This window comes from Pseudomonas sp. D3 (assembly GCF_029320995.1).
In the GTDB taxonomy this organism is placed as follows: Bacteria; Pseudomonadota; Gammaproteobacteria; order Pseudomonadales; family Pseudomonadaceae; genus Aquipseudomonas; species Aquipseudomonas paraveronii.
In genome coordinates this window covers 598,862-621,195 of record NZ_CP119772.1, presented here as the reverse complement: position 1 = coordinate 621,195, position 22,334 = coordinate 598,862, and the positions used below count along the sequence as shown (strand labels likewise).

Here is a 22,334-nt window from a genome sequence, read left to right as displayed (position 1 = left end):
CGCATTCTCATGCTGGAACTCGGTCGAGTGTGGGAGCGGGCTTGCTCGCGATAGGCGCGACTCGGTATTCCGCCAGCCTTATTCCATGTCCTTGAGCCACTCGGAGCTCTTGAACCACTTGTCATGGATGCGATCGTAGGTGCCGTCGTTCCTGATCTGGTGCAGGAAGTTGTTGATGTAGTTGATGCTGTCGTAATCGCCTTTCTTCAGACCGAAGGCCAACGGCTCGAAGGTGAAGGGTTCTTCAAGGAACACCAGCTTGCCGTTACCGACTTTCTTCTCGGCGACGACGTTGTACGGCGCGTCATACACAAAGGCATCGGCCTTGCCGTTGACCACGTCCAGCACGCCTTCCTGTTCGTTGTCGTAGCCGTGGTACTTGGCCTTGGAGATCAGCTTTTTGGCCACCATCTCGCCGGTGGTGCCGAGCTTGGAGGTCAGGCGGTATTTCTCGTCGTTCAGGTCTTTGTAGGACTTGATGGTGCCTTCCAGGTCCTTGCGAATCAGCAGGGTCTGGCCAACCACGATGAAGGGTTCGCTGAAGTTCAGGCGCAGGTTGCGTTCCTGGGTCAGGGTCATGCCGCTGCCGATCATGTCGAACTTGCCGGTGAGAAAGGCTGGGATAATGCCGTCGTAGCCGGTGGACACCAGCTCCAGCTTGACGCCCATGGACTTGGCCATGGCCTTGAGGATGTCGACTTCGAAGCCGATGATTTCACCGCGCTTGTTGGTCATTTCGAACGGCATGTAGGTCGGGTCCATGCCGACTTTCAGCGTGCCACGCTTGACCGCATCGTCGATGGCTCCGGCCTGAGCCGCGTTGGCCGCGACCAGCGCGGTGACGCCGAGCAGCAGCATCGAAAGATACTTTTTCATCATCAAGTCCCCTGAACGATTCTTATGAGGGCGGCGCGCAAAAGGGCTGCACCATTTCGGGGTGCGATCCTAACCCACTCGCTGCCCGGCACAAAGGTTTCGCGGGTAATTGTTGTCGATGCATGTCGGAATATCCCTACAGCGCCGCGCAGAGGCGCAGGGATAGACACCTTATCGCCCGGCTCAGGCAATGGGTTGATGTGTAAGCACTTATGACTTTCAGTCGACCTCCGTCATCCAGTCGGTGTCCTTGAACCACTTGTCGTACAGCCGATCGTAGGTGCCGTCCTGCGCCACTTGGTTGAGAAAATGGTTGATCCAGTTCAGGCTGTCGTAATCGCCTTTTTTCAGGCCGAACGCCAGGGGCTCGTAGGTGAAGGGTTGCTCCAGCGCCAGTAACGCCTGGTTTTCCGGCCGAGTCATCGCGATCAGGTTGTAGGGCGCGTCATGGATAAACGCATCGGCCGCACCGATCACCACCTGGCGCACCCCTTCCTCCGGCGTCGCGAAACTGCTTAGCCGAGCCGCCCCGAGGAATCGTCGCGCCGCAGCCTCTGCGGTAGTGCCTTCAGTGGTGGCGATGCGGTAGCCGGCTTCGTTCAGGTCCTCGATACTGGCAACCTTGCCGGCGAGGCGGGGATGCAGCAACACCGTTTGGCCTACCACGATAAAGGAGTCACTGAAATTCAGCTTGAGGTTGCGCTCCTGCGTGACCGTCATGCCGCTGCCAATCAGATCAAACTTCCTCGCCATCAGCCCCGATAGCAACTCGGTGTACGGCACCGCCACCAGCTCAAGTTCAACCCCCAGGGCACGGCTCATCGCCTGGAGCAAATCGACTTCAAAACCGACAATACGCCCCTGTTTATCGGTCATCTCGAATGGCACGTAGGTGGGCGTGGTGCCCACTTTCAGCACGCCACGCCGAACGGCGTCGTCCAGCGCGCCGGCCTGCACCAGACCACCGTGAATCAATGCGACAGCGCCCATCAGCAATGCCGAACAATACCTTTTGATCATGAATCCCCCTGTGGTCGAGTCAAATTTCGGGGGGCGATGCTAACTCAGACACAGGCACGGCAATACGCCTCGAACCGGGGACTTTTGTTTCGAAATAACAAGGAGTTAGGGTGCAAAGGAAGAAGCGGGAAACGCTGTAGGACCAGCGCTTGAGATGCCCCCGAGGAGAACCCTCGGGGGCGTCTGAATCAGGCCGGTTGAGCCTGGGACGACAGCGGTTGCAACGGCAGCAATGGCGCGTGGGGATCAGACTTGATCGACTCGCGCCAGGCCCCCAACCACTCGGCATGCCCTTCGCTCCAGACCTGCTCGTGCAAGCGGGCCAGGGCCACCGGGTCACTGAGCAAGGCCAGGCGTTCGGCGTTGGTGAGGCCGGCAGGGCCGACTTTCAACGCATAACGCACGCGCTCGCCACGCAGGTACTCGATCGGCTCCGCCTCACGGTGACGCGAGGTCGCCAAGGCGCAAGCCAGGGCGTTCTGCTGCGGGTCGACCACCGAACGCACAAACCCGTCATTGAGGGCGTGCCAACGGTTTTCGTGGGTGTACTTCTCGGTCGACAGCAGCGCTTGCGGCGGATTGTATTCCTCAGGGATCAAGAACAGGCTCTCGTCACGGGACTTGAGACCCAGCTTGACCCGACTGGAAATCACCGACACCGGGATCGACAGCATCAGCGAACCGACGATCGGGATCAGCCACCACAGGAAGCTCGGGTTCAACCACACCACCAACAGCGCCCAGAGAAAGCCGAGCAGGGTTTGCGGACCGTGGCGCTTGACCGCTTCACCCCATGGGGTGGAGTCGTCGTCACGCTGCGGCGAATTCCAGGTCGCAGCCCAGCCGAGGAACGCGGCGAGGACGAAGCGGGTGTGGAAGATCATCCGCACGGGCGCCAGCAGCATGGAGAACAACATCTCCAGCAGCATCGACATTGTCACCTTGAACTTGCCACCGAACTCTTTCGCGCCCTTGGCCCAGATCAGGATGACGCTCAGCAACTTCGGCAGGAACAGCAGCACGACAGTGGTGGAGAACAACGCCACCGCCTTGTCCGGATGCCATTGCGGCCACAGCGGGTACAACTGGCGCGGCGCCATGAAGTACTGCGGCTCCATCAAGGTGTTCACCGCCAGCAACGCGGTGGACAGCACCAGGAAGAAGAACCACAACGGTGCCGACAGGTAGGACATCACGCCGGTGAGGAACACCGCACGGTGGACCGGGTGCATGCCCTTGACCAGGAACAGGCGGAAGTTCATCAGGTTGCCGTGGCACCAGCGACGGTCACGCTTGAGTTCGTCCAGCAGGTTCGGCGGCAGTTCTTCGTAGCTGCCCGGCAGGTCGTAGGCAATCCACACGCCCCAGCCGGCACGGCGCATCAGCGCGGCTTCAACGAAGTCGTGGGACAGGATCGCACCGGCGAACGCGCCTTTACCCGGCAACGGCGCCAGGGCGCAGTGCTCGATAAATGGCTTCATCCGGATGATTGCGTTGTGACCCCAGTAGTGGGATTCACCCAACTGCCAGAAGTGCAGGCCGGCGGTAAACAGCGGACCGTACACACGGGTGGCGAACTGCTGCATGCGCGCATACAGGGTGTCCATACCCGACGCCCGTGGCGCGGTCTGGATAATCCCGGCATCCGGCGTGGCTTCCATCAGGCGCACCAGGCTGGTCAGGCATTCGCCGCTCATCACGCTGTCGGCGTCGAGAACGACCATGTATTTGTAATCACCGCCCCAACGACGGCAGAAGTCGTCGAGGTTGCCGCTCTTGCGTTTGACGCGACGGCGACGGCGACGATAGAAGATCTTGCCGAAGCCACCGGCTTCGCGGCACACGTCGAGCCAGGCTTGCTGCTCGGCAATGCAGATGTCGGCGTCGTTACTGTCGCTGAGCACGAAGAAGTCGAAGCGGTCCAGATCACCGGTAGCCGCGACTGATTCAAACGTCGCACGCAGACCGGCGAATACGCGGGGCACGTCTTCGTTACAGATCGGCATCACCAGCGCGGTACGCGCATTTTTCGGAATCGGCTCGTTACCGGCACTTTTACCGGAGATCCGGTATTTATCGTGGCCAGTCAGCAGCTCGAGGAAGCCCATCAACGCGGTCCAGAAACCTGCCGACACCCAGCAGAACAAGATCCCGAACATGATCAGGATGCTGGTTTGCAGCGCGTAAGGCAGTACCTGGGTCGCGGTTTGCAGCAGGGTCTGGTTGCGGATCTCGTCGAAGTCGACCAGCGACCACCCCTGGTACGGCATGATGCCTTTCATATACCAGCCGGCCACGATGGTCTGGCCGAGCATCAGCGTCAGCAGGATGTAGCGACGGATCGAACCGACGGTGCGCCAGCGCGCCGCCGGCAGCACGCGTTCGTCTTTCGGCGGCGTCGGCGGGTTGGTGCGGCCGGTCAGCCGGCGCCAGCCGCGCACCAGGATATTGGTGCGCCACGGCTCAGGCACAACCTTGGTCCGACGAATCGGCGGAGTGGCCTTGAGGCACACACGGCCGCTGGCGTCGAGCGCCAGCATTTCGGCATCCTCCAGCTCTTCCGCCGTGCTGAGGGTCAACCGGCGGCCAACCGACGCTTGGGCAGCGTCGACCGGCGCATCGAACACCTTGGACGACAAACGTTCGTGCAGTTCGCTGAAGGATGTGCAGCCCGCCAGTTCGGCGCGCTGCTCTGCGGTCATCGGCAGGTGCGCCAGATACTCGGACAGAGTCTCTGGCTGGACTTGAGAATTACTCATCGGCAGGCAACTGATAGCTCCAGGTTTCGGTCAGGACTTGCTCGGTCTTGATCGGCTCCGGTGTGGCTGGGGCAGCTTCTGGCTGCTTGGCTTCCTTGTCTTTCTTGGCCTGTTTCTCATGCTGTTTGGCCAGCACTTTGTCGGCTTTGAGTACTTGGGTCGACACCTTCTCGGGCTCAGGCTGCACGATGTCCTGGACCAGGGCCGCACGCATTTCAGTCGGTTTGCCTGCGTCCTTGATCTTCATGCGCAAGGTCAGGCGCCAGCCTTTGGTGTGCTCGTTGTAACGCACGCTGTTTTCGACCAACTCAGCGTTGTCACCCACGCTCACCTGGCTGCGAACCGGCGCGTCCGGCGGCAGTTTCTTCAGGGACGGGCCCTCGAAGTCCACCAGGTACGCGACGCTGCCATCCGGCTGACGGATCAGGTTGGATTGCTTCACGTCGCCGGTGGAACGCAGGGTCTGCTTGACCCAGGCGCTGTCCGGCGAATGGAACGCGGCGTCGTCCAGGGTCCAGTGCAGGCGATAGGCGACATCCAGCGGCTGGCCGACTTCCGGCAGTTTTTCCGGGCTCCAGAAGGCCACGATGTTGTCGTTGGTTTCGTCGGCGGTCGGGATCTCTACCAGGTCGACGGAACCCTTGCCCCAGTCGCCTTCAGGCTCGATCCAGGCGCTTGGCCGCTTGTCGTAGTTGTCGTCCAGGTCTTCGTAGTGACTGAAGTTGCGACCGCGTTGCAGCAGGCCGAAACCACGCGGGTTCTCTACGGTGAAGTTACTGACCGACAGGTGTTTAGGGTTGTTCAGTGGGCGCCAGATCCACTCGCCATTACCGGCATGGATCGACAGACCGCTGGAATCATGCAGCTCGCGACGGTAGTTGAGGACCTTGGACGGCTGGTTCGCGCCGAACAGGAACATGCTGGTCAACGGGGCAACGCCCAGCTTGCTGACCTTGTCGCGCAGGAACATCTGGGACTTGACGTCGACCACGGTGTCGGTGCCAGGACGCAGGATCAGGCGATAGGCACCGGTGGCACGCGGCGAATCCAGCAGAGCGAAGATCACCAGGTGCTTGTCACCCGGCTTTGGACGCTCGATCCAGAACTCGGTGAAACGCGGGAACTCTTCGCCGGACGGCAGCGCGGTATCGATCGCCATGCCACGGGCGGACAGGCCATACACCTGGTCCTTGCCCACGACGCGGAAATAGCTGGCCCCGAGCATGGTCAGGATTTCGTCTTGCTTGTCGCCCTTGTTGATCGGGAACAGCACACGGAAACCGGCATAACCCAACTGCTCGGTGGACTTGGGATCAAACTTGACGTCGCCGAAATCGAAGCGCGTCGGGTCGTATTTGATTTCCTGAACGTTGTCGGCGGTGACTTCGTTGATTTTCACCGGTGTATCGAAGTGCATACCCTGGTGATAGAAGGACAGCTTGAACGGGGTGTTCTGATCGGCCCACTCGGCTTTTTCGTTACGGAAACGAATCTTCTGATAATCAGCGAATTTCATTTCGCGGAATTCGTTCGGCAGATTGCTGCGCGGAGCTTCGTATTTCTGCCCGGCCAGCTCTTTTGCCTTGGCCGACACATCATCCAGACTGAATGCCCACAGTTGACCCGCGCCGAACAGGCAAAACAGGGCGGAGCCCGTCACCAGTGCGTTTCGTAACCGTTTGGCAGACAATTTTGGTGCATTACAGGGACTAACAATCACGAGCAACCCTCGCCGAAAACAGATCAAAAAACCAACGGCCAGCTATCTATATGCCAGGTTGGCGAGCATTGTTCCGACTCCCCTGGGGCAAAATGATTCCCCTGAGGCTGTCGGACAAGTCTCTACCTAAGTCAAAAATGGACCAAACAACGCTGATCCCCGTAGCGCGCGATTATCTAGTAGCCCGCGAGACAACGCATCAGGGACAACGAAGTATTTATAGCGAAACCCTGCGTTTTTAGGCATTAACGTCGTTTTTAATACATTCATGTCTGTAAGAGGAAGGTCACAGGGCCATCATTGACCAAATGTACCTGCATATCCGCACCAAAACGCCCGGACGCCACCTTGCCATGCAATTGTTGCGCTTGTAACAGCAAGTGTTCAAAAAGTGCTGCGCCCAGAGCCGGCGGCGCGGCGGTGGAGAAACTTGGCCGCAGCCCGCTTTTGGTATCCGCCGCCAGGGTGAACTGCGACACCAGCAGCAAACCGCCGCCGATATCCTTGAGCGACAGGTTCATCTTGCCGTCGTCGTCGCTGAACACCCGATAGTTAAGCAGCTTATGCAGCAGTTTGTCGGCGCTCTCGACGGTGTCCGCAGGTTCCACGGCCACCAGCACCAGCAAACCCTGGTCGATCGCCCCCACGATTTCGCCCGCGACCTCGACCCGGGCGCCACGCACCCGTTGCAACAGGCCCTTCATGCTTCTTCAGGCGGCAGGTCCAGCAGGCGGCGCGCCATCTCGCCGGTCGCGCGCACCAAGGCATCGGTGATGCCGGGCTCGGACGCCGCATGGCCCGCCTCGCGGATCACCTGCAGTTCACTGTTCGGCCAGGCCTGGTGCAACTCCCACGCGTTATCCAGCGGACAGATCATATCGTAGCGGCCGTGGATGATTACGCCAGGCAGATGGGCGATCTTGTGCATGTCTCGAATCAGCTGGTTGGGTTCCAGGAAGGAATTGTTGGTGAAGTAGTGGCACTCGATGCGGGCGATCGACAGCGCACGCTGGGGCTCGGCGAAACGCTCGATCAACTGCGGGCTCGGGCACAGGCCCAACATGCGCCCTTCCCAGGTGGACCAGGCCTTGGCGGCGTGCATCTGGGCAATCTGGTCGTTGCCGGTCAGGCGTTTGTGGTACGCGGCGAGCAGGTCGTGGCGCTCGTCCAGGGGGATCGGCGCAAGGTAATCCTGCCAGTAATCCGGAAACAGACGGCTGGCGCCTTCCTGGTAAAACCAGCGGATGTCCTGGGGCCGGGCCAGGAAAATCCCGCGCACGATCAAACCGTGCACGCGCTCGGGATGGGTTTGCGCGTAGGCCAGCGCCAGGGTCGAACCCCAGGAGCCGCCGAACAAGACCCATTTATCGATGCCCAGGTGCTCGCGAATGCGCTCAAGGTCGGCGACCAGGTCCCAGGTGGTGTTATTTTCCAGGCTGGCGCGGGGGGTAGAACGCCCGCAGCCACGCTGGTCAAAGGTGATGATGTGGTACAGGTTCGGATCGAAATAGCAGCGGCTGTTGGCGTCGCAACCGGAGCCAGGGCCACCATGAATGAATACGACGGGCAAGCCTTCGGGAGAGCCACTTTCATCGACGTACAGGGTGTGGGTGTCGTCGACAGCCAGATCGTGCCGGGCGTAGGGTTTGATCTGCGGGTACCAAGTCTGCATTGCGCGCTCCGTAGGGGGTCGGGTTCATCCCTGGGGGGACGTCTTTTATTCTGCCGTCTGGCACTATAAACCCGAATTGTGCAATGAGCATGTCCTTGAGCGCTTAGACCTGTGTCAGCAGTTCGCTACCCAGGTGAGCCAACAGGCAGCTATCAAAGCCAGTCGCCCTCCTCCACCTCGCTCTGCGCCCGCAAACAGCCATGGACCAGACTTTGGCCGCAGTACAGCAGCGCGCTTACGCCCGCCGCGTGCAGGTGCTTGGCATACAAGTGGAGAGTTTGGCCGATCAACCTCAGGAGCATTCCTACAAGCGCATCGGAAAGTCTCACCTGAGCAATACCGCCACTGCGTGATTTGATCCGGGTCTTTTTCAGACACGGATCGTTACGCATGACTGACACGCCTTGGGCTGCCCGCGAGGGCGATGCGCTTCTGCACAGTTCAATGCTGGCCGACGTTTTAGGCGGAGTCCTGGAGATTGCCGCCAACGTGGCCGTGACCGCATTGGCGACAGCGGCGGTGGTTGCGGCGGCGGGTGTCACCGTGGCGACTGGCGGTCTCGGCTGCGTAGTACTCGGCGCCGTGGTGGGTGCGGTGGTCGGCGTCGGCATGAGCAAAACCGGCGCGGATAAAGGCCTCTCACGATTATGTGAGTATTTCGCCAATGCCCTGTTTCCTCCCGTCATCGACGCCTTCATCAGCAGCGGTTCGCCCAACGTATTCATCAACGGCAAACCCGCTGCGCGGGCGGCTGGCAAAATCTCGGATGTAATCGCAGCGCCAGGTGGTGAGCCTTCTTATCTGGATATCGCTGAAGGGTTTTTCTCTCAGCTATGGCGCCCAACGGTGGCCTCTCCGGTGGCGGGCGCTGCGCCTTGTCCTGGCGATAAAGTCGACTGCCATAAACACCCGCCGATGCCAGAGCAATACATGGCCGAGGGTTCCAGTCGCGTATTTATCAACGGCCAGCCCGCCGTGCGCAGTGGGGATCGCAGCACCTGCGAGGCCAAGGTTGGGACGGTACAGATTTCGCCGAATGTGATCATCGGCGGAGCGCCCGTGGTGGTTCGCGAGATTCGCAGCGGCAAGACGCCCGGTGTCGGGCTGGCGGTGACGGCGCTGCTGACGTTGCGCGGCGGTGGCGCGAAGTTCTTCAGCACGTTGCCGTGCATGGCCGTGGGCGGGCTGGCGTCGTGGGGCAGCGGCCAGGTGAGCAATGCGTTGACCGCTGCGGCCGCAGGTTCGCCCAACCCGGTACACAGCGCCACGGGCGCGAAAGTTCTCGACGGTGAAGACGACGTGGACTTCGCCCTGCCGGGCCTGTTGCCGATCGAGTGGCAGCGTTACTACAGCAGTCGGGATGAACGCCGCGATGGCCTGTTCGGCGCCGGTTGGAGTGTGATCTACGAAGTCTTCGTCGAGACGGGTGGGCTTCCTGAGGGCGGCGAGCGCCTGGTCTACACCGACGAGCAGGCCCGGCAGATCGACATGGGCGTGATCCCCTTGGGCGGCGCGGTGTTCAGCGCGGGCGAAGGCCTGAGCGTGCGGCGCCATGCCAATGGCCAGTTGCTGATTGAGAGCGTCGACGGGCTCTATCGGCTGTTCGAACCAACGCCCGGCAACCCGTCGCACCTGCGCCTGAGCCAGTTAGGGGACCGCAACGACAACCGCATCCTCCTCGACTATGACGCCCAAGGTCGGCTGAGCCGGTTACGCGATTCCTTCAATGATGTGCGAATCGAATTGGGCTACAGCCGTCAATGGACCGGGCGCGTGGAACAGATCGAACGGCTGTTCCCCGATCAAAGCCGCGAAGTGTTAGCCAGCTACCACTACGATGCCGCTGGCGACCTGGCCGAAGTTCGCGATGCAATTGGGCATGTGCAGCGCCGCTTTGCCTACGACAGCGGCCAGCGCATGGTCGAGCACCAACGGCCCAGCGGGCTGCGCTGCTATTACCAATGGGCCTGTGTGGACAACGCCGAATGGCGCGTGATCCGACACTGGACCGATGAGGGCGACGACTACCAGTTCGACTATGACCTACACGCTGGGATCACGCGGATTACCGATGGCTTGCAACGGGTCAGCACCCGTCGGTGGAATGCCCAGTACCAGATCACCGAATACACCGACAACCTCGGCCAAGCCTGGCAGTTCGAATGGAATGACGAGCGCCAGTTGCTCAGTGCCACCGATCCTCAGGGCGGTCAGTGGAAGTTCGGTTACGACGAGTCCGGCAACCTGTGCGAGACGCAAGATCCGTTGGGGCGGATCGAATCCACCTTGTGGCTGCAGCATTGGTCGCTGCCGTTGGTGGAAACCGATGCCGCCGGACAGGCCTGGCAATACCGGTACGACCCGCGCGGCAACTGCGTCAGCGAAATCGATCCACTTGGTCAGACAACGCGCTACCGCTATGACGCGTTTGGCCAGGTGGTGGAAATCATCGACGCCACCGGCAAAAATAAAAAGCTGCGCTGGAACCCATTCGGGCAATTGTCCGAGCATGTCGATTGCTCAGGCCACCCCACGCGCTTTCGCTACGACGAGCGCGGCTATTTGCAGGTCATCACCGACGCCCTCGGCGAACGCACTCAATTTAGCTACAACGCTCAAGGGCGCTTGCTCAGCAGCCAACTGCCGGACGGGCGCACCGAGCAGTATCAGCGTGATGCCAGCGGTCAGTTGGTGGGTTACACCGACCCCGCCGGCCACACCACGCTCTACCAGCACAACCGTCGCGGCCAGGTACGCCAGCGGGTCGATGCGCACGGCAGGCAGATCGAATTCCGCTACGACGCCTATGGCCGGTTGCAAACCCTGACCAACGAAAACGCCGAAAGATACTGTTTCACCTGGGACCAGGGCGACCGTCTCACTGCGCAGCAAGACCTCGACGGCAGTGCGCGGCGCTATACCTATGACACCCTGGATAACCTGGCCGCTGTCGAATACGTGCCCTTGAATGAGGCGTCTTCCATAGTGCATCGCCTGGAGCGCGATGCCGTCGGGCGCTTGCTGGCGAAAGTGACCGATGACGGCCGTACCGAATACGCCTACGACCCGTTGGATCAACTCACCGCCATCACTTTCACCGGCAACGATAAGACTACGCAGGCGTTGGCCTTCGCCTACGACCCGCTGGGCCAACTGCTTACCGAACAAAGCGCCGCTGGAAGCCTGAACCATCACTACGACGAACTCGGCAACCTGATCCAAACCCAACTACCCGACGGCCGCTGGCTCAATCGCCTGTACTACGGCAGCGGCCACCTGCACCAGATAAACCTCGACGGCCACGTCATCAGCGACTTCGAACGCGACCGTCTACACCGCGAAGTGCTGCGTACCCAAGGCCAGATCACCACCCGCAGCGAATACGACCGCAGCGGCCGCCTGCGCGCACGCCAGCGCCGCCACGCCGGCCAGCCCTCGTTGATGCCGGCAGCGGCGCAAAAGCACTTCGAGTACGACCCCGCCGACAACCTGATCGGCAAACTCGACCAGCAACCCGCAGCGCAACACCGCCAACTGCTGCACTACGACGCCACCGGCCGCATCATCGCCACCCAGGACAACACTCAAGGTCAGCGCGAAACCTTCGCCTACGACGCCGCCGCCAACCTGCTCGACGGCCCGCAAACCTCTGGCGGCTTGGTGCGCCATAACCGATTGCTGACCTATCAGGACAAGCGTTACCGCTACGACGGCTTTGGCCGAATGATCGAAAAGCGCAGTGCTGCGCGAGGTGTGCAGCATTTCGCTTACGACGCTGAACACCGCTTGATCCAAGTGCGCAGCCAAAAAGGCGAGCGAGAAACGGTCGTGAACATGACCTACGACCCGCTTGGCCGACGCATCGCCAAAACCGAACACGACAGCCGGGGTTATGCGCTGGGAGAAACCCGCTTCACCTGGGATAGCCTGCGCCTGCTGCAGGAGCATCGGCATAGTCAAACCAGCCTGTATCTCTATGAGGACGATGGCTATACGCCACTGGCCCGGGTTGATGGCGTGGGCGAACACCAGAGCGTGCGCTATTACCACAACGACTTGAATGGGTTGCCGGAGCAACTGACGGAAGCTGATGGGGAAACGGTGTGGCGGGCGACTTATCGGGTGTGGGGGAACACGGTAGAAGAGGTGCGTGAGCCTTACTACATTGAAGAGCAGAACCTGCGGTTTCAGGGGCAGTATCTGGATCGGGAAATCGGGCTGCACTACAACACGTTTCGGTTTTACGATCCGGATGTGGGGCGGTTTACGACGCCGGATCCGATTGGGTTGGCGGGAGGGCTGAATTTATATGCTTACGGTATAAACCCGATTGCCTGGATCGACCCACTGGGATTCGCAGGCTGTCCGGTATCCAAAATCATCAGTAACGCAAAAAACGGAAAAGTCAGACGCGGAAAGGATTATCACGGGCGACTGGATAGCGGTCTGGAGCGACACGTCCTAAGTAGTCCTCAAGGGATCTATCAAGCCAAAAATGGCAACCTGATATTCCATAATGAGGGCAACATTGTGGTAACTCATGGTAAAGGTGGAGCCCAAGGAAATGTCATTACGAGTTATGGACCTAGCGGCCCCCGTGGCGAAAGCGGTGCCGCCATTTACGGCGGAAAATCCACTGACCCTGGTCTGCCGATAACGTCTGATATGATTCTGAAAGGGACGATTCCGAGACCCAATGGTGGTCTCATTCCTCCCGCAATAAAAATGGAAGGCTTTTAATAATGTTCATCATCCCTGACCTTGAACTCATAGAAACCTCGCTGATATGTTATGGAGACGCTTCTGTCAGATGGGTTTTCGACACCAACTCTTCCGTCGTCTGCCTCGAAGCATCAAATAAGCAGCATGTGAGTTCAGAGCATTGGATTTCAGAAAACTCGGACATTTTTTCATTCACTGAACAGGGTGACCTCGCCTGCCTAAGGTTCTCGGTCCCGGGTGAGAACCACACGGCACAGATCAATATAGAAAAAACTATCGCGGGTCGAATCAAACTTCACAAATCGCTCTATAGTGTTCCACAAACCACACTCAGGTTATTTGACCCAAAAAAAAGACGGCTCTCATGCTTCATGGCCGCGCCGATGGGGGGGAGAATCCTCACCCGCGTCAACTTTGCAAACGATCTCACGATACTCCTGTCGGGCGACGAGTATTTTGGCTTCGAACTGTCCAACCCGTTGGACTATCTGGCAACCAAGCCGGACGATCCCATTGATCATGAAAATCGGGCCAACGATGACGAATATCTATTGATGAGCGCTTTGCTTGAGACCATCTCGGACAACACAGTCGAAGCATTGGATAACGACATGGCCGAAGTAGCTAACGAGCTGAAAACACGAATATTGTCGCAAATAGAAGTCATTAAAAGCCCCTTCAGAAAGGCCATAATCGAGTCGTCTCTGGAAGACTTCATTGATTATTACGCTTAATGACAATATTAATAGGGGGGGCTGACCCTGAGGGTTCATTAGATGAAATACTCCTATCGAATTACGAAATATGGGCCTCTGCAGGGTGACGACTGGACCAGCTTTCATGACATTGGAAATAGCGTTTCGGAAGAGGAGTATCTGCTCACCGAAACCGACTATATAAATACAGTTATCAGTATTTGCCGGTGCTTGGGCGCGTCCTCTTTTACAGTTAACAATCTTGAGTTTAATTCCGAGGGCGAGCCTTACACGGAAGGGCAAGAAGTTGAGGTCGATCGGCTGGCCCCAGTTCTCACAGCAATACTGAGAGAAAGGATTTGGTGCAAGCTGAAATCGCCAGTCTGTGAGTTTCATTTTGGCTATGACTACTACATGTATTTAGTCTCGAGAATTGATGCAGACGTTTGCTTTCCGAGAGGAAACAGCAAACTGTATTTTGAGTTGTTTCAATCTCCATATCTGGATAGCCCTAACTAAGGGAAATATCATCGTCTGAATATCTCACCGAGACCTCGTGCCAACGTAACATCAGTACGATGCCAAGCAGGACGTGGACGCCATTTACCCTCACAACCAGTTCTGCAGAGGTACCGAGCGCATTTATCAATATCAGTTAGGGCTGGTCGTGCTCGGTTCTCGCCAACTGCTCGCCCTGAGTTACGTAAAGGCCCAGCCCATGGGCGATGTCGAAAACGCCCAGCGGGCCGCCCTGAAAAACACGCGGCTCTTTAACCTGCACGCCTGAAGCCGTTACTCCCTACCTGACGCACATTTGACTGTGCGCCTGGGCGGTGTGTTGGAAGTGGCGCCCCCCCAAACTTGGAACGATTTCAGCCGTAACGCTTTTGCCCCCACGCCAGAAAACCGTCCAACAACTGCTTCAACACCCCCCGCGTCGGCCCCGCCAAATCCTCGCGATAACGAAACGGCTCGAACTCCTCCATATACGTGCTCTGGCACAACTCCAACTGCACGGCATGGATATCCTGCGCCGGATTGCCGTAATGCCGGGTGATGTGGCCGCCCTTGAAGCGCCCGTTGAGTACATGGGTGTACTGCGGATGCGCGGCGCAGATGGTTTCCAATTGGTTGGCCAGTTCAGGAGCGCACGCGGCGCCGTTGAAGGTGCCGAGGTTGAAGTCCGGCAGCTTGCCGTCGAACAGGTGCGGGATCACCGAGCGGATCGAATGTGCATCGAACAACAGCGCGTAGCCGAATTCGGCCTTGAGCCGTGCCAGTTCGTCTTGCAGGGTGCGGTGGTATGGCGTCCAGATGTGTTCCAAGTAGGTGGCGCGCTCTTCCTTGGACGGCTCCAGGCCGTCGCGGAACAACGGCACGCCGTCGAACAGGATCGCGGGGTACAGGCCGGTGGTGGCGCCGACGTACAAGGGTTTATCGTCGGACGGCCGGTTCAGGTCGATGACAAACCGCGAGTACTCCGCTGCCAGGGTGCTGGCGCCGAGTTCTTCGGCAAAGTCATACAGCGCGGGGATGTGCCAGTCGGTGTCCGGCAGGCTTTGCGCCTCGAGGATCAACCCGGCCTGAACCGCAGGCGTCAGGCGCAGGCCGGCGTGGGGCATGCTGATCAGCAGCGGTACGCGGCCTTGTTTGAAGTTCAGAACCTTATCCACAGCGCGACTCCTTAAACAGTGACATCGACGCCGTGGCGCACGACGCGTTTTTCAAGCTCGCCGCCCAGCCAGTAGGCCAGGTCGGCGGGACGATCGATCTGCCAGGCGACAAAGTCGGCGACCTTGCCCACTTCCAGCGACCCATGGGTGGCGCCCATGCCCAGCGCGGTGGCGGCATGTTGGGTGGCGCCAGCCAGGGCTTCTTCCGGGGTCATGCGGAACAGGGTGCAGGCCATGTTCAGCATCAGGCGCACCGACAAGGCCGGCGAGGTGCCGGGGTTGAGGTCGCTGGCGATGGCGATCTTCACGCCGTGCTTGCGCAGGGCGTCCATCGGCGGCAATTGGGTTTCGCGCAGGAAGTAGAACGCGCCCGGCAGCAATACCGCGACGGTGCCGGCAGCGGCCATGGCGATGGCGTCTTCTTCGGTCATGAATTCCAGGTGATCCGCCGACAGCGCATGGTAACGCGCGGCCAGGCTGGAACCGTGCAGCGACGACAGTTGCTCGGCGTGCAGCTTCACCGGCAGGCCGAGTTGCCGGGCGACTTTAAACACGCGCTCCACCTGTTCGGGCGAGAACGCCAGGTATTCGCAGAACGCATCCACCGCATCCACCAGCCCTTCCGCGGCCAGGGCCGGGAGCATTTCGCTGCAGATGTGATCGATGTAGGCGTCGGCGCGGTCCTTGTACTCCGGCGGCAAGGCGTGGGCGGCCAGGCACGTGGCGCGCACGCTGACCGGCAGCGCGTCACCGAGGCGACGAATCACCCGCAGCAACTTGCGCTCGCTGGCCAGGTCGAGGCCGTAGCCGGATTTGATCTCCACCGTGGTCACGCCGTCGCGCAGCAAACTGCGCAGGCGCTTGTGGGCACTTTCGAACAGTTCATCCTCGCTGGCGGCGCGGGTGGCGCGCACGGTGCTGGCAATACCGCCGCCCTGGGCGGCGATGTCGGCGTAGCTGACGCCTTCGAGGCGTTGTTCAAACTCACCGCTGCGATTGCCGCCGAACACCGTGTGGGTGTGGCAATCGATCAGCCCGGGGGTGACCCACGCACCCTGCAGGTCATGCACCTGGGCGTAATCCGCCGTCGGCACTTCGTTGCGCGGACCGATCCACTCAATGAACTGACCGGCGGTGACCATGGCGGCGTCCTCGATGATCGAGTAGTTGCCGTGCGCCATGGTTGCGATGTGGCAGTGTTGCCAAAGGGCTTTCATCCCAGACTCCTCGGGTTACAGGCTCGGCAGCAACTTGGCCGGCACCAGCTCGTTCAGACAGCGGCTGGCGAGCAGTTCGGTGGCGGCGATGATGTCCGGGGCGAAGAAGCGGTCCTTGTCGTAGAACGCTACTTTGCCGCGCAGGATGGCGCGTGCTTTTTCCAGCTTCGGCGAGGTTTTCAGGCCTTCGCGCAGGTCCAGGCCCTGGCACGCCGCCAGCCATTCCACGGCCAGAATGCCGCGAACGTTTTCAGCCATTTCCCACAAGCGCTTGCCCGCAGCCGGAGCCATCGACACATGGTCTTCCTGGTTGGCCGAGGTCGGCAGGCTGTCGACGCTGTGGGGATGGGCGAGCGCCTTGTTTTCGCTGGCGAGTGCCGCAGCCGTGACCTGGGCGATCATGAAGCCGGAGTTCACCCCGCCATTGCCCACCAGGAACGGCGGCAGTTGCGACATGTGCTTATCCATCATCAGCGAGATACGCCGCTCGCTCAGCGAGCCGATTTCAGCGATGGCCAGCGCCATGTTGTCGGCGGCCATGGCCACCGGCTCGGCGTGGAAGTTGCCGCCGGAGATCACGTCACCTTCGGCGGCGAATACCAGCGGGTTATCCGACACCGCGTTGGCCTCGATCACCAGCACCTCGGCGGCCTGGCGGAACTGGGTCAGGCAGGCGCCCATGACTTGTGGCTGGCAGCGCAGGGAATAAGGGTCTTGCACCTTGTCGCAGTTCTGGTGCGACTGCGACACCTGGCTGCTTTCGCCCAGCAGGTCGCGATAAGCCGCCGCCGAATCGATCTGCCCACGCTGGCCGCGCGCGGCGTGAATGCGCGGATCGAACGGCGAGCGCGAGCCCAGCACCGCTTCCACGGTGAGGCTGCCGCACGCGAGGGCGCCGGCGAACAGATCCTCACCCTCGAACAGGCCACGCAGGGCATACGCCGTGGACACCTGGGTGCCGTTGAGCAGCGCCAGGCCTTCCTTGGCGGCCAGGGTCAGCGGCGTGAGGCCGGCGATTTTCAGCGCGGCATTCGCCTCCAGCCATTCACCTTTGTAGCGCGCCTTGCCTTCGCCGAGCAGCACCAGGGACATATGGGCCAAGGGCGCCAAGTCACCGGAGGCACCGACCGAGCCTTTGAGCGGAATGTGCGGGTACACCTCGGCGTTGATCAGCGCGATCAGCGCGTCGATCACCTGGCGGCGAATCCCGGAAAACCCACGGCTCAGGCTATTGACCTTGAGCACCATGACCAGCCGCACCAGCGCATCGCTGATCGGCTCACCGACACCGGCGGCGTGGGACAGCACCAGGGAGCGCTGGAGGTTTTCCAGGTCTTCGCTGGCGATGCGGGTCGAGGCCAGCAGGCCGAAACCGGTGTTGATGCCATAGGCGGTGCGGTTCTCGGCGAGAATCTGCTCTACACAGGCAACACTGGCCTCGATCTGCGCCGTGGCGCTGTCATCCAGGCTGAGGGTTACCGGCTGCTGGTAGATGGCCCGCAGTTGGGCAAGGGTCAGTTGGCCTGGAATCAGAGTTAGCGCAGTCACATTCATGCTCCTTGGAAATTATTGTTCAGTGCAATTCGGGAAACGTCTGGTGCAGCGAAGTGCTGTGCTTGAGCAGCGCGGCGGCGGTCGCGATGTCCGGCGCCAGCCAGCGGTCCTGCGCGTAAGGCGCGACCTGCTCACGCAGCAGGCGCCAGGCACGGTCGGTGCCCGCGCCGAAACGCTGGCCCTTGAGAAACTCGAAGGCCTGGGCCGCGAGCAGGTACTCGATGGCGAGGATCTGGGTCACGTTGGCCAACAATTGGTGCAGCTTGAGCGCGGCGTTGGTGCCCATGCTCAGGTGGTCTTCCTGCAGGCCCGAGGTGACGAAGTTGTCGAGCACCGCCGGTTGCGCCAACTGGCGGTTCTGCGCGCATAAGGAAGCGGCAACGTATTGCACGATCATCATCCCGGAGTTGACTCCCGGGTTGCTCACCAGGAACGCCGGCAAGCCGCTGACGTGGGGGTTGATCAGGCGGTCCAGGCGGCGCTCGGCGACGGCGCCGATCTCGGCCATGGCAATCGCCAGCATATCAGCGGCCAACGCCACGGACTGCCCGTGCGGGTTGGCCTGGGACACCACGCGGTAGCGGTCCGGCGTGCCGAGCAGCAGCGGGTTGTCGGTGGTGCTGTTGAGTTCGGTCTCGACCTGCCGGGTCGCATGTTCCACTTGGTCGCGGGCCGCGCCGTGGATCTGCGGGATCGAACGCAGGCTCAAGGCATCCTGGGTGCGGACGCCTTTACTGCTCGCGATCACTTCACTGCCGTCGAGCAACGCCCGCAGGTTGATGCCGACCTGCTGCATGCCGGGGTGCGGTTTGAGGGCGAGGATTTCGGCGTCGAACGCATCGATCTGGCCGCGCTGGGCCTCGAAACTCATGGCGCCGATCACGTCGGCCCATTGCAACAGATGATGGGCATCGGCCAAGGCCAGGCAGCTCAGGCCGGTCATGCACGGCGTGCCGTTGACCAGGCACAGGCCGTCCTTGGCGCCGAGCACCACCGGCTGCAACCCTTCTGCGCTCAGGGCCTGTTGCGCCGCGACGATTTGGCCCCGGTAGCTCACGTCGCCAATACCCAGCAACGCTACGCCGACATGGGCCATGTGAGTCAGATAGCCCACCGAACCCTGGGACGGCACTTGCGGCGTGATGCCGTGATTGAGCAGCGCCAGCAGCGCATGCACCACCTGCGGATGCAGGCCGGATTTGCCCTGGCTGTAGTTGACGATCGCCGCGCAGATGATTGCGCGGGTCTGTTCGTCGTTGAGCACCGGGCCGACACCACAGGCGTGGCTCAACAGGGTGTTGCGCGACAACTGGCTGAGTTGCTCGCCCTCCAGCGACACATTGCACAGCGCGCCCAGGCCGGTGTTCACGCCATAAGCGCGCTCGCCGCGGCTGACAATGCGCTGCACGATGGCCTGGGCATTGTCGATGCGTGCCCAGGCCTGGCCCGAGAGTTCGAGCACCGCGCCGTGACAGGCCACGGCGACCACGTCCTGCCAGCGCAGGGGGGCGTTGGTGATGATGACTTTTGCTGCCTGGGACATCTTCATACCTTCTTCAGTTCTTGAGCAGCCTTACCGGCCCTATCGGGAGCACGCCCCCTCCCACAGGGGAATGCATTCCAAAGGTGGGAGGGGGCTTGCTCCCGATGAGGCCAGCAGCCGCCCCACATAATCCGGATCAGACCACCGCCGCCCGCCGCTGAACGAACCGGTTCACATACTCATCCGCCGGCGAATGCAGGATCTCACGGGGCGTGCCGACCTGGATCAGCTTGCCGTCCTTGAGGATTGCAATGCGGTTGCCAAGACGCACCGCCTCGTCGAGGTCGTGGGTGATGAACACGATGGTCTTGTGCAGGGTCTTTTGCAGTTCGAGCAACTGGTCCTGCATCTCGGCGCGGATCAGCGGGTCGAGAGCACTGAAGGCTTCGTCCATCAGGATGATCTCGGTGTCCGCCGCGAGTGCGCGGGCCAGGCCGACCCGTTGGCGCATGCCGCCGGAGAGCTGGTGCGGGTATTTGTTTTCGTAGCCTTTGAGGCCCACGGTGTCGATCCAGTGCAGCGCGCGCTCGGCGCAGACCTGCTGGGTTTCGCCGCGCACTTTCAGGCCGTAGGCGACGTTGTCGAGCACGTTCTTGTGGGGTAGCAGGCCGAAGCTCTGGAACACCATGCTGATCTTGTGCCGACGGAATTCGCGCAGGGCATCCATGTCCAGTTGCAGGATATCTTCGCCGTCGACCAGGATCGCGCCGCTGGTGGGGTCGATCAGGCGGTTGAAGTGGCGCACCAGGGTGGACTTGCCCGAGCCCGACAGGCCCATGATCACGAAGATCTCGCCGGTGCCGATGCTCAGGGACAGGTCGTTGACGCCGACCACGCAACCGGTCTCGGCCAGCACCTGATCCTTGGTCTTGCCCTGGCCGATCAGCCCCAGCGCGTCCTTGGCGCGGTTGCCGAAGATCTTGAAGACGTTTTTCACTTCGATTTTGCTGACAGTCGTCATTTGCTCGCCTCATGCCGTGGACGGCCGTAGGCCTGGGTAATGCGGTCGATGACCACGGCGAGAATCACGATGGCCAGCCCGGCTTCCAGGCCGCGCCCGACGTTGAGGGTCTGGATACCGACAAGTACGTCTTCGCCCAGGCCACGGGCGCCGATCATCGAGGCGATCACCACCATCGACAACGCCATCATGGTGGTCTGGTTGATGCCGGCCATGATGCTCGGCAGCGCCAGCGGCAGTTGCACGCCGAACAGCTGTTGCCAGCGGTTGGCGCCGAAGGCGTTGATGGCTTCCATGACTTCGCCGTCGACCTGGCGAATCCCCAGGTCGGTCAGGCGGATCAGCGGCGGCGCGGCGTAGATCACCGTGGCGAAAATCGCCGGCACCTTGCCCAGGCCGAACAGCATCAGCACCGGGATCAAATACACGAAGCTGGGCATGGTTTGCATGATGTCGAGCAGCGGCATCAGCACCGACCGCAGGCGATTGCTGCGCGCCGACAAGATGCCCAGCGGAATGCCGATCAGCACCGAGATCAGCGTGGCGACCAGCATCAGGGCCAGGGTCTGCATCAGTTTGTCCCACAGGCCGACCGCGCCGACCAGGAACAACAGGCCGACTATCACTGCCGTGGTCACCACCTTGCGCGTGGCATGCCAGGCCACGGCGCCGACGATGGCCAGCATCAGCCACCAGGGCGCGGCGCGCAGCAGGCCTTCCAGGTTGACGATGGCCCATAGCAGGGTGTCGGAGATGTGCCGGAACACATCGCCGTAGTTGGTCACCAGCGAATCCACCCAACCGTTGACCCAGTTGGCAATGGAAAACGTAAAACTCTCAGGAAACATAGCGTGCTCTCGATCCAGTGGGTTGTGGCCAGGCGCCCGGCTGCCCCTCAGGGTAGCCGGGTACGCATGACCTACAAGGCCGCGTCGATTTTCTTGGCAGCGTCGTCGCTCACCCAGGCGTGCCAGACTTCAGGGTGTTCCTTGAGGAATAGCTGCGCCAATTTCGGTGATTCGATACGCTCTTTGGCCATGCGACCGAGGTTCTGGTTCAGCAGATCGATCGGCAGGTTGACCTTTTCCAGCATGGCCACCAGTTCCGGCGCTTGCTCGTGGAAGGTCTTGGACAGGCCGACCTTGATGCTCACGCTTTTATCCACGCCGGGTTTTTCTTCCAGCTTGACCAAATCGACCTGGCCCATCAGCGGCGTTGGCGACCAGTAGTAGAACAGGATCGGCTCGCCGCGCTTGTAGCTCGACAGCACAGCCGCATCCAGCGCCGGGCCGGTGCCGGGGCGGAAGTTGGTGTAGGTGCTTTCCAGGCCGTAGCTCTTGAGCATCGCGCTGTTGTCCAGCTCGCAGGTCCAACCGGCCGGGCAGTTATAGAAACGGCCTTTGGACGGTTCTTCCTGGTCCTTGAAAACGGCGGCGTACTTGGCCAGGTCGGCGATGTTCTTCAGTTCCGGCGCCTTGGGCTCCAGCTTGCGCTTGGCATCGCCTTCGATCACGTAACGCGGCACGTACCAACCTTCGATCGCACCCACCACCGGCGCGCCGACGCCGACGACCTTGCCGGCCCTCTCGGCCTTGTTCCACACCTCGCTGCGACCGACCCACTCTTCGGCAAACACTTGAATGTCGTTGCTGCTCAGGGCGTTTTCCATGGTGATGGAATTGCCCGGCAGGCTGTCGGTTTTGCAGTCGTAGCCCTTTTCCAGAACGGTTTGCAGGATGTCGGTGAGCAACATGCCGCTCTCCCAGTTCAGGCCGGCGAATTTCACCGGTTTACCGGACTCGCACCAACCGGCCGCCTGGGCGCCGGTGCTTGCCAGCAAGCCCAGGGAAAGCAATGTGGTCAGCAGGGTCTTGTTCGATTTCATTGTGTGACGCTCCTAATCATGAATTGGCTTACGGCAG

The 22,334-nt window shown here is 60.9% G+C and carries 15 protein-coding genes and 2 pseudogenes; 3 read left to right on the top strand and 14 right to left on the bottom strand.

Annotated elements, in window-relative coordinates; translation table 11 throughout:
* Positions 1-78: 78 nt before the first annotated feature.
* The 7 genes and pseudogenes from P3S72_RS02640 to P3S72_RS02610 form a co-directional block, all read right to left on the bottom strand.
* Positions 79-876 (bottom strand): transporter substrate-binding domain-containing protein, encoded by a 798-nt coding sequence (locus P3S72_RS02640; RefSeq protein ID WP_276195911.1) that lies wholly within the window; start codon positions 874-876, stop codon positions 79-81.
* 219 nt (positions 877-1,095) lie between these two features.
* On the bottom strand, positions 1,096-1,896 hold the full coding sequence (locus P3S72_RS02635; RefSeq protein ID WP_276195910.1) for a transporter substrate-binding domain-containing protein: 801 nt from the start codon (positions 1,894-1,896) through the stop codon (positions 1,096-1,098).
* 186 nt (positions 1,897-2,082) lie between these two features.
* Positions 2,083-4,655: pseudogene (gene mdoH, locus P3S72_RS02630) on the bottom strand (glucans biosynthesis glucosyltransferase MdoH); the annotation flags it as partial.
* Positions 4,648-6,375 carry a glucan biosynthesis protein G gene (locus P3S72_RS02625; protein ID WP_276195909.1) on the bottom strand — a complete coding sequence of 576 codons (1,728 nt, stop codon included), beginning with the start codon at positions 6,373-6,375 and terminating at the stop codon, positions 4,648-4,650. The gene P3S72_RS02625 and the pseudogene mdoH, both read right to left, overlap by 8 nt.
* A gap of 266 nt (positions 6,376-6,641) precedes the next feature.
* A complete protein-coding gene (gene dtd, locus P3S72_RS02620; RefSeq protein ID WP_247407480.1) occupies positions 6,642-7,079 on the bottom strand; it encodes a D-aminoacyl-tRNA deacylase in 438 nt (145 codons plus the stop codon).
* Positions 7,076-8,047 carry a prolyl aminopeptidase gene (gene pip, locus P3S72_RS02615; protein ID WP_276195908.1) on the bottom strand — a complete coding sequence of 324 codons (972 nt, stop codon included), beginning with the start codon at positions 8,045-8,047 and terminating at the stop codon, positions 7,076-7,078. The genes dtd and pip overlap by 4 nt, the downstream gene beginning before the upstream one ends.
* Before the next feature lie 152 nt (positions 8,048-8,199).
* Positions 8,200-8,316: pseudogene (locus tag P3S72_RS02610) on the bottom strand (alpha/beta hydrolase); the annotation flags it as partial.
* A 121-nt stretch (positions 8,317-8,437) separates the two neighbouring features.
* On the opposite strand from P3S72_RS02610, the gene P3S72_RS02605 reads away from it, so the two are divergent.
* The 3 genes from P3S72_RS02605 to P3S72_RS02595 all read left to right on the top strand — a co-directional run bounded on the left by P3S72_RS02605 (position 8,438) and on the right by P3S72_RS02595 (position 14,251).
* Positions 8,438-12,787: an RHS repeat-associated core domain-containing protein gene (locus P3S72_RS02605; RefSeq protein WP_276195906.1), complete on the top strand. Its 4,350-nt coding sequence runs from the start codon at positions 8,438-8,440 to the stop codon at positions 12,785-12,787.
* 2 nt (positions 12,788-12,789) lie between these two features.
* The gene (locus P3S72_RS02600; RefSeq protein ID WP_247407335.1) at positions 12,790-13,503 is read left to right on the top strand and encodes a hypothetical protein; all 714 of its coding nucleotides are present in this window, start codon (positions 12,790-12,792) and stop codon (positions 13,501-13,503) included.
* 553 nt (positions 13,504-14,056) lie between these two features.
* The gene (locus P3S72_RS02595; protein WP_276195904.1) at positions 14,057-14,251 is read left to right on the top strand and encodes a hypothetical protein; all 195 of its coding nucleotides are present in this window, start codon (positions 14,057-14,059) and stop codon (positions 14,249-14,251) included.
* 85 nt (positions 14,252-14,336) lie between these two features.
* Here the strand turns inward: P3S72_RS02595 and hutG are convergent, their stop codons facing one another.
* The 7 genes from hutG to P3S72_RS02560 all read right to left on the bottom strand — a co-directional run bounded on the left by hutG (position 14,337) and on the right by P3S72_RS02560 (position 22,297).
* Positions 14,337-15,137 carry an N-formylglutamate deformylase gene (gene hutG / locus P3S72_RS02590; RefSeq protein ID WP_276195902.1) on the bottom strand — a complete coding sequence of 267 codons (801 nt, stop codon included), beginning with the start codon at positions 15,135-15,137 and terminating at the stop codon, positions 14,337-14,339.
* A gap of 11 nt (positions 15,138-15,148) precedes the next feature.
* On the bottom strand, positions 15,149-16,354 hold the full coding sequence (gene hutI / locus P3S72_RS02585) for an imidazolonepropionase (RefSeq protein ID WP_276195901.1): 1,206 nt from the start codon (positions 16,352-16,354) through the stop codon (positions 15,149-15,151).
* Between the two features lie 15 nt (positions 16,355-16,369).
* Positions 16,370-17,908, bottom strand: a complete 1,539-nt coding sequence (gene hutH, locus P3S72_RS02580) for a histidine ammonia-lyase (RefSeq protein ID WP_276195900.1) — start codon at positions 17,906-17,908, stop codon at positions 16,370-16,372.
* A 19-nt stretch (positions 17,909-17,927) separates the two neighbouring features.
* Positions 17,928-19,451, bottom strand: coding sequence for a histidine ammonia-lyase (gene hutH, locus P3S72_RS02575; protein ID WP_276195899.1), 1,524 nt, complete (start codon positions 19,449-19,451; stop codon positions 17,928-17,930).
* A gap of 136 nt (positions 19,452-19,587) precedes the next feature.
* Positions 19,588-20,412: a glycine betaine/L-proline ABC transporter ATP-binding protein gene (locus P3S72_RS02570; RefSeq protein WP_276195898.1), complete on the bottom strand. Its 825-nt coding sequence runs from the start codon at positions 20,410-20,412 to the stop codon at positions 19,588-19,590.
* Complete coding sequence (locus P3S72_RS02565; protein WP_017849906.1) at positions 20,409-21,260, bottom strand: proline/glycine betaine ABC transporter permease; 852 nt, start codon at positions 21,258-21,260, stop codon at positions 20,409-20,411. The genes P3S72_RS02570 and P3S72_RS02565 overlap by 4 nt, the downstream gene beginning before the upstream one ends.
* Positions 21,261-21,331: 71 nt before the next feature.
* Positions 21,332-22,297 (bottom strand): ABC transporter substrate-binding protein, encoded by a 966-nt coding sequence (locus P3S72_RS02560; protein WP_276195896.1) that lies wholly within the window; start codon positions 22,295-22,297, stop codon positions 21,332-21,334.
* Between the last annotated feature and the right edge of the window lie 37 nt (positions 22,298-22,334).